The 12,229-nt window shown below is 68.9% G+C and carries 11 protein-coding genes; 10 read left to right on the top strand and 1 reads right to left on the bottom strand.

The window, feature by feature from the left end; translation table 11 throughout:
- The first annotated feature begins 112 nt into the window (after window positions 1-112).
- The 7 genes from nadB (at window position 113) to BPODLACK_RS16745 (ending at window position 7,142) form a co-directional block, all read left to right on the top strand.
- Window positions 113-1,762, top strand: a complete 1,650-nt coding sequence (nadB, locus tag BPODLACK_RS16775; RefSeq protein WP_159405745.1) for an L-aspartate oxidase — start codon at window positions 113-115, stop codon at window positions 1,760-1,762.
- A gap of 70 nt (window positions 1,763-1,832) precedes the next feature.
- On the top strand, window positions 1,833-2,843 hold the full coding sequence (locus BPODLACK_RS16770) for an alpha/beta fold hydrolase (protein WP_201450627.1): 1,011 nt from the start codon (window positions 1,833-1,835) through the stop codon (window positions 2,841-2,843).
- A 166-nt stretch (window positions 2,844-3,009) separates the two neighbouring features.
- The gene (locus tag BPODLACK_RS16765; protein ID WP_159405744.1) at window positions 3,010-3,948 is read left to right on the top strand and encodes a hypothetical protein; all 939 of its coding nucleotides are present in this window, start codon (window positions 3,010-3,012) and stop codon (window positions 3,946-3,948) included.
- 169 nt (window positions 3,949-4,117) lie between these two features.
- Window positions 4,118-4,411 carry a metal-sensitive transcriptional regulator gene (locus BPODLACK_RS16760; RefSeq protein ID WP_005196646.1) on the top strand — a complete coding sequence of 98 codons (294 nt, stop codon included), beginning with the start codon at window positions 4,118-4,120 and terminating at the stop codon, window positions 4,409-4,411.
- 52 nt (window positions 4,412-4,463) lie between these two features.
- Window positions 4,464-4,670, top strand: coding sequence for a heavy-metal-associated domain-containing protein (locus tag BPODLACK_RS16755; protein ID WP_006436596.1), 207 nt, complete (start codon window positions 4,464-4,466; stop codon window positions 4,668-4,670).
- A gap of 1 nt (window position 4,671) precedes the next feature.
- Window positions 4,672-4,860, top strand: coding sequence for a hypothetical protein (locus BPODLACK_RS16750; RefSeq protein ID WP_006436597.1), 189 nt, complete (start codon window positions 4,672-4,674; stop codon window positions 4,858-4,860).
- On the top strand, window positions 4,860-7,142 hold the full coding sequence (locus BPODLACK_RS16745) for a heavy metal translocating P-type ATPase (protein ID WP_159405743.1): 2,283 nt from the start codon (window positions 4,860-4,862) through the stop codon (window positions 7,140-7,142). The genes BPODLACK_RS16750 and BPODLACK_RS16745 overlap by 1 nt, the downstream gene beginning before the upstream one ends.
- A gap of 145 nt (window positions 7,143-7,287) precedes the next feature.
- On the opposite strand, the gene BPODLACK_RS16740 is transcribed toward BPODLACK_RS16745, so the two are convergent.
- Window positions 7,288-8,763 carry an FAD-binding protein gene (locus BPODLACK_RS16740; protein ID WP_006436599.1) on the bottom strand — a complete coding sequence of 492 codons (1,476 nt, stop codon included), beginning with the start codon at window positions 8,761-8,763 and terminating at the stop codon, window positions 7,288-7,290.
- A 165-nt stretch (window positions 8,764-8,928) separates the two neighbouring features.
- Between BPODLACK_RS16740 and BPODLACK_RS16735 the strand changes: the two genes are divergently transcribed.
- From BPODLACK_RS16735 to BPODLACK_RS16725, 3 genes are all read left to right on the top strand, one after another.
- Window positions 8,929-10,485 carry a molybdopterin-dependent oxidoreductase gene (locus BPODLACK_RS16735; protein WP_442903276.1) on the top strand — a complete coding sequence of 519 codons (1,557 nt, stop codon included), beginning with the start codon at window positions 8,929-8,931 and terminating at the stop codon, window positions 10,483-10,485.
- 331 nt (window positions 10,486-10,816) lie between these two features.
- The gene (locus BPODLACK_RS16730; RefSeq protein WP_006436601.1) at window positions 10,817-11,908 is read left to right on the top strand and encodes a Re/Si-specific NAD(P)(+) transhydrogenase subunit alpha; all 1,092 of its coding nucleotides are present in this window, start codon (window positions 10,817-10,819) and stop codon (window positions 11,906-11,908) included.
- On the top strand, window positions 11,908-12,213 hold the full coding sequence (locus BPODLACK_RS16725) for an NAD(P) transhydrogenase subunit alpha (protein ID WP_004020381.1): 306 nt from the start codon (window positions 11,908-11,910) through the stop codon (window positions 12,211-12,213). Before BPODLACK_RS16730 ends, BPODLACK_RS16725 begins: the two co-directional genes overlap by 1 nt.
- Window positions 12,214-12,229 lie beyond the last annotated feature (16 nt).

Genomic DNA, 12,229 nt, shown 5'->3' with positions numbered 1-12,229 from the left:
CCGGCGCGATCAAACATTTCGCGGAGGAGAGCTGCGGGGTAGGGTTTTCGACTGGGAATCGAATACCCCCCGCCGGGGTTGTCGAGAGTACGACCGGCGAAAGGCGGATGACATGACTACGTCCACACATGGACTGGTGCGGGACGCGGCTGCCGCGGACCGTGCCGATCTCGTCGTGGTCGGGGCCGGCATCGCCGGTCTGACCGCCGCGCTCTGCGCCGCGGAAGGCGGACTGTCGGTCGTCGTCGTGAACAAGGGGCCGAGCTGGCGTCCGGATCGCGGCGAGCAGCCGACCTCGACGTTCTACGCTCAGGGCGGCGTCGCGGTGGTCATGCCCGAGGTCCGTCCCACCGACTCGGACGACACCGACTCGATCGATCTGCACCTCGCCGACACCCTTGCCGCGGGTGGCGGCCTCAGCGACGCGGTCGCGTCGCGTCCGATCCTCGCCGACGGATGGTCGTCGGTGTCCGCGCTGATCGAGTGGGGTGCCGACTTCGACCGCGATGCCGACGGGGAGCTGCTGCGCACTCGTGAAGGCGGCCACTCGGTGCGGCGCATCATCCACGCCGGTGGTGACGCCACCGGTGCCGCGATCCAGCGGGCCCTCCACAACGCCGTCGCGCAGCGTGCCGGTGCCGGAGCGTCCATCCGCTTCCTCGACGACGCGATCGTCACCGAGGTGCGGGTGTGCGACGACCAGGTGTCCGGTGTCTCCTACCTGCGGAACGGGGGGTGGGGTGCAGTCGACGCGCCGACGGTCCTGCTCGCGACGGGTGGTGCCGGTCATCTCTACGCCGCAACGACCAATCCGGCGGGTGCCACCGGCGACGGCATCGCGCTGGCGCTCCAGGCGGGCGCGCAGGTGGCCGACCTCGAGTTCATCCAGTTCCACCCGACCATGCTCTACACACCCGGCGCCCGCGGGCGTCGGACGCTGATCAGTGAGGCGGTCCGGGGCGAGGGCGGCCGACTCGTCGATGTGTACGGACGGTCGGTGACCGAGGGCGTGCACCCGATGGGCGACCTCGCGCCTCGCGACGTGGTCGCCAACGCCGTCGAGACCGCGATCGAACTGACCGGGCATCCCTGCGTCTACCTCGACATCAGTGGGGTACACGATTTCGAGCGCCGATTCCCGACGGTCAGCGCCGGAATCCGAGCGGCCGGCCTCGACCCGGCCGACCACCGCATCCCCGTCGTGCCCGGCGCGCACTATCTCTGTGGCGGAGTGGTGACCGACGACGAGGCGCGCACCGCCGTCGACGGCCTCCTCGCCGCCGGCGAGGTCGCGCGGACCGGCCTGCACGGAGCCAACCGGCTGGCGTCCAACAGCCTGCTCGAGGGGCTCGTGATGGGTCGTCGTGCTGCCGCGGTCGCCCTCGGCCGGCGTGATCTGCGGCCGGCCACCGCGGCCGCCCCGCAGGTGCCCGGACCGATGCAGATCCTCGACCGCGACCTGCTGCAGGACGTGATGTCGCGCCGGGTCGCGCTCCGCCGGTCCGCCGACGGACTGGCGATCGCGGCCGAGGCGGTCGCGAACGCGCCGCGGCGTGTCCCCCGGACCGTGCGCGAGGTCGAGGATGCGGCGCTCACGATGACCGCGTCGGCGGTCATCGCGGCGGCCACCGCCCGGACCGAGTCGCGCGGCGCGCATGTGCGCACGGACTTCCCGCAGACCGCCGAGGTCGGGGAATCCCACACGTTCCGACTCGTCGGCGGCGAGATCCGCGAGACGGGGTTCGCCGGCATCGCGGTCTGACCTGATGCACGCGCGCAGCGATGCGTGCAAGTCGATGCGCTCGTCGGACCCGGGCGCTACATTGACGCCGATGACCCAGAGCTCACAACACCCACGCGACACCGAGCGCCGCGCCGCCGGTATCCCGGACGCTCCGCGACACGAGGCCATCGACCTCGGGCACATCACCCTCCGTGCACTGGTGTGGGGCCCGGTCGACGGACCGGTTGCGGTGTGTCTTCATGGTTTTCCCGACTCGGCGTGGACGTGGCGTCTGCTCGCGCCGGAACTCGTCGCCGCCGGCTATCGCGTCGTCGCGCCGTTCACCCGCGGATACTCGCCGTCGGACATACCGCTGGACAAGGACTTTCACGTCGCGGCCCTCGCCTACGACGCCCGGGCGATTCACCGGGCGGTCGGTGCCGGCCGGGGTGCGGTGCTCATCGGGCACGACTGGGGTGCGCTGACGGTCAACGCTCTCGCGCACCGCCCCGACAATCCGTACTCGGCTGTGGTCGCGATGTCGGTGCCGCCGATACCCGCGATCCGGCGCGCGGTCGCCGACGGCCCGGGTGCGGTGCGTCTGCTGGCGCGGCAGGCCACGATGAGCTGGTACATCGGGTTCAATCAGTTGCCGTGGCTGCCGGAGCGGAGTCTGGGCTGGTTGATCCCGTTGCTGTGGCGACGCTGGCGTCTGCGGCGTGCCGGCGACCCGCGGCCCGATTACGACGTCGACATCGATCATGCGCTCGCCGCGCTGCCGACCCGCGCGCATCGGTCCGCTGCCCTGGGCTACTACCGCGCGGTGCGCCGCCCACGCACCGATGCCCGCTACGCCGACCTCCGCGACGACTGGTTGGGTGAACCCCGTTGCCGCACCCTGTATCTACACGGCGCCGACGACGGGTGCATGCAGTCGAGGTTCACCGATCACGTGCGCGACGTGCTGCCCGACGGCAGTGCCACCGCGGTCGTCGCGGGTGCCGGACACTTCCTCCACCTCGATCGCCCGGAGGAGGTCAGTCGCCGGATCGTGATGTTTCTCGCCCGGACGCGCGGAGGCGGACAGGGTGGCACCGAACCGGCCTCCTTCGTAGACTGACGCCCGGGATCTTCACAGCACCGCGGGCATGGGGGACGCCGTGGCGCTTGCCGGGGGACGCGCCGAGGTAGGCACGAGCACTCGAGAATCGCTCCGAAGACCGGCGTGGCATGGCGGGATGGCGCGCAGAAAACGTGAAGTAGTGCAGGTATGAAGGGGAGTCCGTATGAACGGCGAAGGCTGTTGGTCGACGGTGGTGTGCCGGCCGACCGAACGGGCGGCGCTGGGACTGTCGGGTGAGTCCGATTGGTTGCTGCAGTGCCGTCTCGCGATCGGCCACCGTGGCAACCACGCGACGGATGCGAGCACGCATCCGAGGCATGACCGCCGCCTCTGGCTGGAGTGGAACGACTTCGACGATCGTGCCCAGTCCCTCATCGAACGCAACCCCTGTCCGGTCCCGTCGCCGGAAGGTGTGGGCTGTGTCTTCTTCGTCGGTCACGGCGGACCGCACTTCTATGCGCACTCGAACGGTCACGCCCCGTCGGTGATGTCGCGTGCCGGAAACCAGCAGCGTCCGACTCCCGGACCCGAGCGCACCTCGGGTTCACAGCCGCCCAACCCGCAATCGCAGCGGATGGGGTCTCACCGGTTACCCGACTCCCACCAGCCGGCCCCATCCCCGCCTCCGGCTGAGGCACCATCGCCAGAACCGGTGCACGGGTCCTCGCCAGCGTCGGCTCCGGGTCCGGCCTACCGGGGAGGTCGTCGTTCCACGAACGCCGAACCGCTCGTCTCCGAGGACTACCACGGTCGGCGGCACCGGTCCGGCGCACCGGATCAGGGCGGTCCCGCACGGGTGGCACCGAACCCCGCGGCCGCGAACCCGCCGGTACCGAACACCAAGACCCCGAACCCGCCGGCACCGAACCCCGTGGCCTCGACGCACGCCGCACCGGCACTTCCGGACATGCCGCAGATCGCACCGGCCAGGGCCGGGGAGGGCGGCGTCCCACCGCGAGCGGGGACCGTAGGCCCGAGTCCGCAGGTGGATGCCGCCGACGAACACTCGGAGTCCGAAGCCGCCCGCCGCGCTGCGATCAACGTGGCCCTCGACGAGGTCGCCGTCGCCCTCGCGCGTCTCGCGGCAGCTCTGCGGGCCTAGTACTCGCGGTTCACTCAGTTCGACGCGCGCTCACGTCGGTGCGTTCAGTGCCGCCCGACTCGTCTGCGGCTCGTCCCGCGCAAATACGGTAGGGGGGTACCGTTGGCGGGCGGATGGTGGTATACCTGAGTGACATACCCCTGAGGGGTATCCGTACAACAGGAGCGACATGGACGAGCACCAGCACGGCTACATCGGCCGCAAGGACGACTATCTCAAGCGACTCCGTCGCATCGAGGGCCAGGCACGTGGGTTGCAGCGCATGGTCGAGGAGGACTCGTACTGCATCGACATCCTCACCCAGGTGTCGGCCATGACCAAGGCTCTGCAGGCGGTCAGCCTCGGCCTGCTCGAGGAGCACATGGCCCACTGCGTCGTGCACGCGGCGCAGGAGAGCGACGCTGCGGGCAAGGAGAAGGTGGACGAGGCCATGGCCGCGATCGCCCGCCTGGTGAAGTCCTGACGTCGACCCACACGTCATCGCGCACGACATCAACCGACCACGAGGAGTACGCATGAGCACCACCAGCACCTACACCGTCACCGGCATGACCTGCGGCCACTGCGTCGCCTCCGTCCGCGAGGAGATCGCGGAGATCTCCGGTGTGACCAGCGTCGACGTGACCCTCGAAGACGGAGCCGTACGCGTCGTCGCCGACCGTGAGATCCCGCGGGAGGAGATCGCCGGAGCGGTCGCCGACGCCGGGTACTCACTGGTGTGACATGAGCATCCCCAAGGGTCCCCTGGCCTACGTCGTCGCGTTGATCGCCGCGTTCGTGATCGCCTTCGGCGTCGGCCGGGCATGGGGGCCGCAACCCGAACCGGTGACCCACGACGCGCCCTCGCACGGTGTCGTCGAGACGACCGACGGCAACACCCACGGTGACATGACGAATGGGGGCGATCACTGATGTCTGCGAGTCCTGGCCTGCAACTGGTCGACCTCGACATCTCCGGCATGACCTGCGCGTCCTGCGCGAACCGCATCGAGCGGAAGCTCAACAAACTCGACGGTGTCACCGCGTCGGTGAACTACGCGACCGAACGCGCCCACGTCGAGGTTCCCACCGGGCTCGCCGCCGACGACCTCATCGAGGTGGTCCGTGCCGCGGGCTATGACGCCTCCCCGATCCTCCCCGAACCGCCGGCCGCATCGGCGGACGCAAATGTGGCGGACGCGAACGTGGCGGGCACTGCGACGACCGTCGACCCGGAACTCGACGCGCTGCGTCAGCGGCTGATCGTGTCGGCGGTGCTGTCGGTCCCGGTGATCGCGCTCGCGATGATCCCGGCCTGGCAGTTCACCTACTGGCAGTGGCTGTCCCTGACGTTGGCCGCGCCGGTGGTCGTGTGGGGCGCCTATCCGTTCCACCGCGCGGCGTGGATCAATCTGCGTCACGGTGCGACGACCATGGACACCCTCGTGTCGGTCGGCACGCTCGCCGCGTTCGGCTGGTCGCTCTATGCCCTTTTCCTCGGTACGGCCGGCACGCCCGGACTCACTCACGGCTTCGACCTGCTGCCCCAACGCGCCGACGGGGCGTCGCACATTTATCTAGAGGCTGCCGCGGGCGTGACGACCTTCCTGCTGGCAGGCCGCTACTTCGAGAAGCGGGCCAAGCGTCGTGCCGGCGATGCGCTGCGTGCGCTGATGGACCTCGGCGCCAAGGACGTCGTCGTCCGACGAGACGGCACCGAGAGTCGGATTCCGATCGGTCAGTTGGCCGTCGGCGACGAGTTCGTGGTGCGCCCGGGTGAGAAGATCGCGACCGACGGGGTCGTGGTCGAGGGCGCGTCGGCGATCGACGCGTCGATGGTGTCCGGTGAATCGGTCCCGGTCGAGGTGACCGCAGGTGACGCGGTCATCGGAGCGACGGTCAACACCAGCGGACTGCTCGTCGTCCGGGCATCCGCGGTGGGTTCCGACACCGCGCTCGCGCAGATGGCGCGCATGGTGGCCGCCGCGCAGGAGGGCAAGGCCGACGCACAGCGCCTGGCCGACCGGATCTCCTCGGTGTTCGTCCCCGCGGTTATCGCGATCTCCGTTGCCACGCTGGGTTTCTGGCTCGGTGCGGCGTCGTTGGACGACTTCGCGGGCGGCGACGTGACCTTCGCGTTCACCGCGGCGGTCGCGGTGCTCATCATCGCCTGCCCGTGTGCACTCGGGCTCGCCACCCCGACCGCCCTCATGGTCGGCACCGGCCGTGGTGCGCGGCTGGGCATCCTGCTGAAGGGTCCAGAGGTGCTGGAGTCGACGCGGCGCGTCGACACCATCGTGCTGGACAAGACCGGCACCGTCACCACCGGCGACATGTCCGTGTCGACGGTGATCGCGGCCGACGGTCACGACGAGACGCAGGTCCTCGCATGGGCCGCTTCGGTGGAGGCCGGATCGGAGCACCCGATCGGACTCGCCGTCGTCGAGGCCGGACGTGAGCATGTGACGGAGAAGGCCCGGGACTTCGTGTCCACGCAGGGCGCCGGAGTCTCAGGAACGGTGGGAGACAGGCGAGTTCAGGTCCTCTCACCCAGCAAGGTCACCGTGCCGATGCCCGCCGAGCTCGCCGACGCGGTGGCGACCGCGGAATCGGGTGGTGCGACGGCCGTCGTCGTACTGGTCGGTGAAATCCCGGTCGGGCTGATAGTGGTGTCGGATCGGATCAAGACCTCGTCGGCCGCGGCCATCGCCGAGTTCCGACGCCTCGGGCTCACCCCCAAGCTGCTCACCGGCGACAACGACGGTGCGGCGCGTGCCGTGGCCGCGGAGGTCGGTATCGACGACGTCACCGCGGGGGTGAGCCCGCAGCGCAAGCTCGAGGTGATCGCCGAACTCCAGGAACGGGGCCACGTGGTCGCGATGGTCGGTGACGGCATCAACGACGCCGCCGCGCTGGCGCAGGCCGACCTTGGGCTCGCCATGGGCACCGGCACCGATGTCGCGATGGCGGCCAGCGACCTCACCGTCGTGAGTGGTGACCTCCGCGTCGTCGCCGACGCGATCCGGCTGGCGCGTCGAACCCTCGGCACGATCAAGGGAAATCTGTTCTGGGCGTTCGGCTACAACGTCGCCGCGATCCCGCTGGCCGCGGCCGGCATGCTGAACCCGATGATCGCCGGGGCCGCGATGGCGCTGTCGTCGGTGTTCGTCGTGGGCAACAGTTTGCGGTTGCGCCGGTTCCAGCCGGGTCGCTGATAGCCGCCCCTGAAAACCGCCCCCGAAAAGCACCCCGCAGAACCGCCCCCGAAAACCACCCTCCTGACGGGCCCCGGCGACATATCGTCGCCGGGTCCGCTGCACAGGGTGCTTTTCGGGGGCGGTTATCCGTCGGGGATGGGGCTCAGCTCGCGCTCGTCGTCACGCGTGCCGCGGCGTGGCGACCGGCGCGTCGGCCGAAGTAGGAACCCTCGCCCAATTGCGTTCCGCTGCAATACCCCTTGCAGTCCTGCGCGATGTTGGTGGCGCTCGCGCCGGCCGCATACAGGCCCTTGATGACCGACCCCGACTCGTCGAGCACCTCGCCGTCGAGGGAGGTGGCCATGCCGCCCATGGTGAAGCCGGCGTACATCGCCTTGCCCAGCGACAGGTCGTAGGCGGCCCAGGGTCCCTTGTCCTGGGGTTCGAGGAACTCGGCCGCCTTGTGGAAGTCGGGGTCCTCCTTCTTCGCGGCGTTCTCGTTGTACCGGGCCATGGTCCGCTGGAGGTTGCCCTCCGGAATCCCGAGGTCGCGTTCCATCTCCTCGATCGTCTCCCAGCCGTCGATGAGCGGGACCAGATAGTTCTGCTTCTCGTTCATGTGCGTCTCGTCGACGATGAGGTAGGCCGTCGAATCCGGTTGTTCCAGAATGAAACCCGAGGTGCGTGCGTGGTAGGAGTCCTCGGTGACGAAGCGCTCGCCGAACTTGTTGACGATGACGCCCATGACCATGCTGGCCGGAGGGTAGATCGGGGCGGTGATGAACGCCTTGTCCATGTACTTCAGCTCGGCACCCACCGATCGGCCCATGCGCAATCCGAGGCCGTCGTCGTAGGTGTTGCCCAGGACGAACGGCTTCTCCGCCAGATGCGGCGTGTGTTCGGCGACCATCTCGGGATTCATCACGAATCCGCCCGCGGCGATGATCACCGAGTTGGCCCGGATTACGCCCTCTTCGCCCGGCTTCTTCCACGCCACGCCTGCGACCGCGCCGTCGGAGTCGACGACGAGCTGACGTGCACCGGTCTCGTACCGGACCTCGACGCCGAGTTCGCCGAGGCGTTTGACGAGCAGGTCGATGACGAGTGAGGCGCCACCGGTCTCGCCGGGGACCGGCACCTTGTGGCCGCGCGGGGCGGGGACGGCCTGGTCCTTGAACGGCCAGACCTTCTCGTTGCCGGTGTACATCAGGCCCTCGGTGCCCGGCTGGATGACGGCCTTCTCCGGGTAGAAGCTGCGCTCGAAGGTGAAGCCGAGTCCCTCGAGCCAGTTGAAGTGGTCGACGCTGTCGACGCAGTAGGCGTGGATCTTGTCGGCCTCGGGGTCGATGGACACCGCGGTCAGGTACTTCTCCATCTCCTCGGCGGAGTCCTCCTGGCCCGTCGCCTTCTGGACGGCGGTGCCGCCGCCGAGATAGAAGAAGCCGCCCGAGAGCGAGGTGGTGCCACCGGCTGCGGCGGCGCGTTCGATGAGCAGGACGCGCGCCCCGTTCGCGGCGGCCTCCGCCGCGGCGCAACCGCCCGCGATGCCGAATCCGATCACGACGACGTCGACCTCGTCGGAGAATTCTTTCACCGATTCGAGGGCGACGGTCTCCGGGATCTCGGTACTGGTAGCCATGCGGTCAGATTAGCGGACAAACTAGAACCTGTTCTAGTCTTGGGCTCTATTCGCGAAGGCGCCCGCGGGGGCCGGTCGGCCGAACGCCCGTCGGACGAATGGTGGGCCTTCCATCGCGACCCGCCGCCACGGGCGCAGACTCCGGTATCAAGAAGTGTGGCCTTCTTGTCGACCCGTCGTGCGCACGCCGCAGCCCCGTGGCTGTCGGGCGTCGTCGCGGTGGGTGCCGGCCTGGCCGCGGGGGAGATCGCCGCGGTTCCGGTGTCGCCGGACGCCTCGCCGTACTTCGCGGTCGGCTCATCGGTGGTCGACCACTCGCCCGCGGCGGTCCGGGAATGGGCCATCGAGACCTTCGGTATCGCGGACAAGGTCGCACTGTTCGTCGGGATGGGCATCATCATCGCCGCGATCGCCGGCGCCTGCGGGTATCTCGAGCGTCGCCGGCCGGCGACGGGTTCGGCGATCATCGCGGTCTTCGCGGCCGTCGGCGTGCTGGCGGCGGTGAACCGGCCCGGTGCGACGTGGACGTATGCGCTGCCCTCGATCATCGCCGGCGTCGTGGGCATCGTCGTGCTGCGGCTGCTGCTCGCCCAGCTCGACGACGAACCGTCGCCGATCGATCCCGACGTCCACACGGAAGACGTTCGCCGCCAAGCGCTCTCGCGGCGGTTCGTTCTCGCCGCGGGTGGTGTTGCCGTGGCCGCCGTCGCGATCGGCGTCATCGGTCGCCGCATGCTCTCCGACGCCGCCGACACCCTGGCCGACCGCGCGCGGATCCTGCTCCCGAAGCCGGCCGTCCCGGCACCGCCGGTTCCGGCCGGCACCGAACTGAACCTCTCGGGCGCAACGTCTTTCATCACCGGTAACGACGACTTCTACCGGATCGACACCGCTCTCCAGGTGCCTACGCTCACCACGGTCGAATGGCGGCTGCGCATACACGGAGAGGTCGACAAGGAGGTGACGCTCACCTGGGATGACCTGGTGGCGATGCCGATGACCGAACGACTGGTGACGCTCGCGTGCGTGTCCAACGACGTCGGGGGAGACCTGATCGGCAACGCCAGATGGCTCGGCGTGCCGATGCAAAGGGTTCTCGACCTCGCCGGCGTGCGGCCCGGCGCCGACATGCTGCTGTCCACCAGCGTCGACGGGTGGACCTGTGGCACTCCGATCTCGACGATCACCGACGGCCGCGACGCACTGCTCGCGATCGGCATGAACGGCGGGCCGTTGCCGATCGAGCACGGTTATCCGGTCCGCCAGGTGGTCCCGGGTCTGTACGGCTATGTGTCGGCGACCAAATGGGTCGTCGACTGGGAGATCACCAGGTTCTCCGAGGCGAAGGCGTACTGGACCGACCGCGGATGGTCGGCCCTGGGACCGATCAAACTGGCCTCGCGCATCGACCGGCCCGCCAGGGGCACCTCACATCCGGCGGGCGAGGTCGTCATCGCCGGGACCGCGTGGGCGCAGCACATCGGCGTCGAGCGCGTAGAGGTCCGCATCGACGACGGTCCGTGGCAACCCGCGGAACTCGCGACCGAGTACAGCGTCGACACCTGGCGCCAGTGGAAGTTCGTATGGCAGGCGGACAAGGGAGATCACACCGTGACGTGCCGGGCGTTCGACAAGCAGGGGCGCCCTCAGGTCGAGAGGTACCAGTCACCCGCCCCGGACGGCGCGACCGGTCTGGACGAGCGCAGATACACCATCGCCTGATTGTCTCACCAGCGGATTCGGATGCGAACTCCCCTGTAGAAAGATCATGAGCAATGCTGTTGTCAAGAGGTGAGTGAGGTATCCGACTCTCCTGAGCTGACGCTGAGAGCCCGTGTTATGTTTTCCGCACCTCTGTATGTGAGCCGGGTGACAGTCATCGCTGTCGAAGCCCGAGCACTTCGTGACCTGCGTCAGGTCGTCCGCACCGCCGACACATGGCGGAGCTGCACGATTTGCACGCAGGTCACGGCGTTGTAGACATGTGCGCCGAGAACAGGCGCCGAAACAAGGCGGCGCCTACCGGGCGTCGCCGCCAGACAGGGTGAGTGAAATGACAGTGGGTGTCGTGCGCGAGACAGCCCCGGGGGAGCGTCGTGTGGCGCTGGTCCCGAAGGTGGCTGCCTCGCTGGTGGGCAAAGGTGTGCCCGTCGTGGTGGAGTCGGGGGCCGGTCTCGGCGCCCTGATCCCCGACGAGGCGTACACCGAGGCCGGGGCCACGATCGGAGATCCGTATTCGGCGGATGTGGTGCTGCGCGTGTCGCCGCCGTCGGACGATGAGATCGGCAAGCTGCGCAGCGGTCAGAAACTGATCGGTTTCCTGGCTCCGCGTAATGCCGACAACAAGATCGGTGCGCTGCGTGATGCGGGTGTCGAGGCGTATGCGGTGGAGGCGATCCCGCGTATCTCCCGTGCGCAGGTGATGGACGCGTTGAGTTCGCAGGCCAACGTCGCCGGCTACAAGGCCGTGGTCGTGGCTGCCGATCAGTCGACCCGGTTCTTCCCGATGCTGACGACTGCCGCGGGCACGGTGAAGCCGGCGACGGTGCTCGTGCTCGGCGTGGGTGTGGCCGGTCTGCAGGCCCTGGCCACGGCCAAGCGTCTGGGCGGACGGACCACCGGTTACGACGTGCGGCCCGAGGTGGCCGAGCAGGTGCGGTCGGTCGGTGCGCAGTGGCTCGACCTGGGTATCGACGCCGCCGGCGAGGGCGGGTACGCCCGCGAACTCACCGAGTCCGAACGCGCCCAGCAGCAGCAGGCTCTCGAGGACGCGATCAAGGGCTTCGACGTGGTGATCACCACCGCGCTGGTGCCGGGACGCCCGGCGCCGCGCCTGGTGACCGCCGCTGCGGTCGAGGGCATGAAGCCGGGCAGTGTCGTGGTCGACCTCGCCGGGGAGACCGGCGGCAACTGCGAGCTGACCGAGCCGGGGCAGACCGTCGTCCGCCACGACGTCACGATCACCGCGCCGCTGAATCTCCCCGCGACCATGCCCGAGCATGCCAGCGAGCTGTACTCGAAGAACCTGCTGGCGCTGATCGAGCTGATGCTCGACGAGAACGGCGCCATCACACCGGATTTCGGTGACGAAGTGGTGGCCGCTGCGTGCGTCACCCGTGCAACCTCTGAGGGGGTGTCTGCCTGATGTACGCCGGACTTCTCGCGAATCTCGCGATCCTGGTGTTGGCCGGATTCGTTGGCTTCGCGGTCATCTCGAAGGTTCCGAACACCCTGCACACCCCGCTGATGTCGGGTACCAACGCCATTCACGGCATCGTCGTGCTCGGCGCGCTGGTGGTCCTGGGCAAGTTGCCCGCCGACGCCGGATGGGGCGTGCGCATCATCGCGTTCGTCGCGCTGGTGTTCGGCACGCTCAACGTCATCGGTGGCTTCGCGGTCACCGACCGGATGCTGGGCATGTTCAAGGGTAAGAAGGAGGCCGCCAAGTGATCGGCGCCCAGGAATC

Source organism: Gordonia sp. YY1 (assembly GCF_009872315.1).
GTDB lineage: Bacteria > Actinomycetota > Actinomycetes > Mycobacteriales > Mycobacteriaceae > Gordonia > Gordonia amicalis.
Note: the sequence above shows the minus strand (reverse complement) of the source record. Positions and strands in the feature narration are given on the sequence as shown.

Excerpts from the sequence above, each read along its gene's own strand:
- nadB (WP_159405745.1), top strand. The coding sequence starts at position 113 with ATGACTACGTCCACACATGGACTGGTGCGGGACGCGGCTGCCGCGGAC.
- BPODLACK_RS16770 (WP_201450627.1), top strand. The coding sequence starts at position 1,833 with ATGACCCAGAGCTCACAACACCCACGCGACACCGAGCGCCGCGCCGCC.
- BPODLACK_RS16765 (WP_159405744.1), top strand. The coding sequence starts at position 3,010 with ATGAACGGCGAAGGCTGTTGGTCGACGGTGGTGTGCCGGCCGACCGAA.
- BPODLACK_RS16760 (WP_005196646.1), top strand. The coding sequence starts at position 4,118 with ATGGACGAGCACCAGCACGGCTACATCGGCCGCAAGGACGACTATCTC.
- BPODLACK_RS16755 (WP_006436596.1), top strand. The coding sequence starts at position 4,464 with ATGAGCACCACCAGCACCTACACCGTCACCGGCATGACCTGCGGCCAC.
- BPODLACK_RS16750 (WP_006436597.1), top strand. The coding sequence starts at position 4,672 with ATGAGCATCCCCAAGGGTCCCCTGGCCTACGTCGTCGCGTTGATCGCC.
- BPODLACK_RS16745 (WP_159405743.1), top strand. The coding sequence starts at position 4,860 with ATGTCTGCGAGTCCTGGCCTGCAACTGGTCGACCTCGACATCTCCGGC.
- BPODLACK_RS16740 (WP_006436599.1), bottom strand. The coding sequence starts at position 8,763 with ATGGCTACCAGTACCGAGATCCCGGAGACCGTCGCCCTCGAATCGGTG.
- BPODLACK_RS16730 (WP_006436601.1), top strand. The coding sequence starts at position 10,817 with ATGACAGTGGGTGTCGTGCGCGAGACAGCCCCGGGGGAGCGTCGTGTG.
- BPODLACK_RS16725 (WP_004020381.1), top strand. The coding sequence starts at position 11,908 with ATGTACGCCGGACTTCTCGCGAATCTCGCGATCCTGGTGTTGGCCGGA.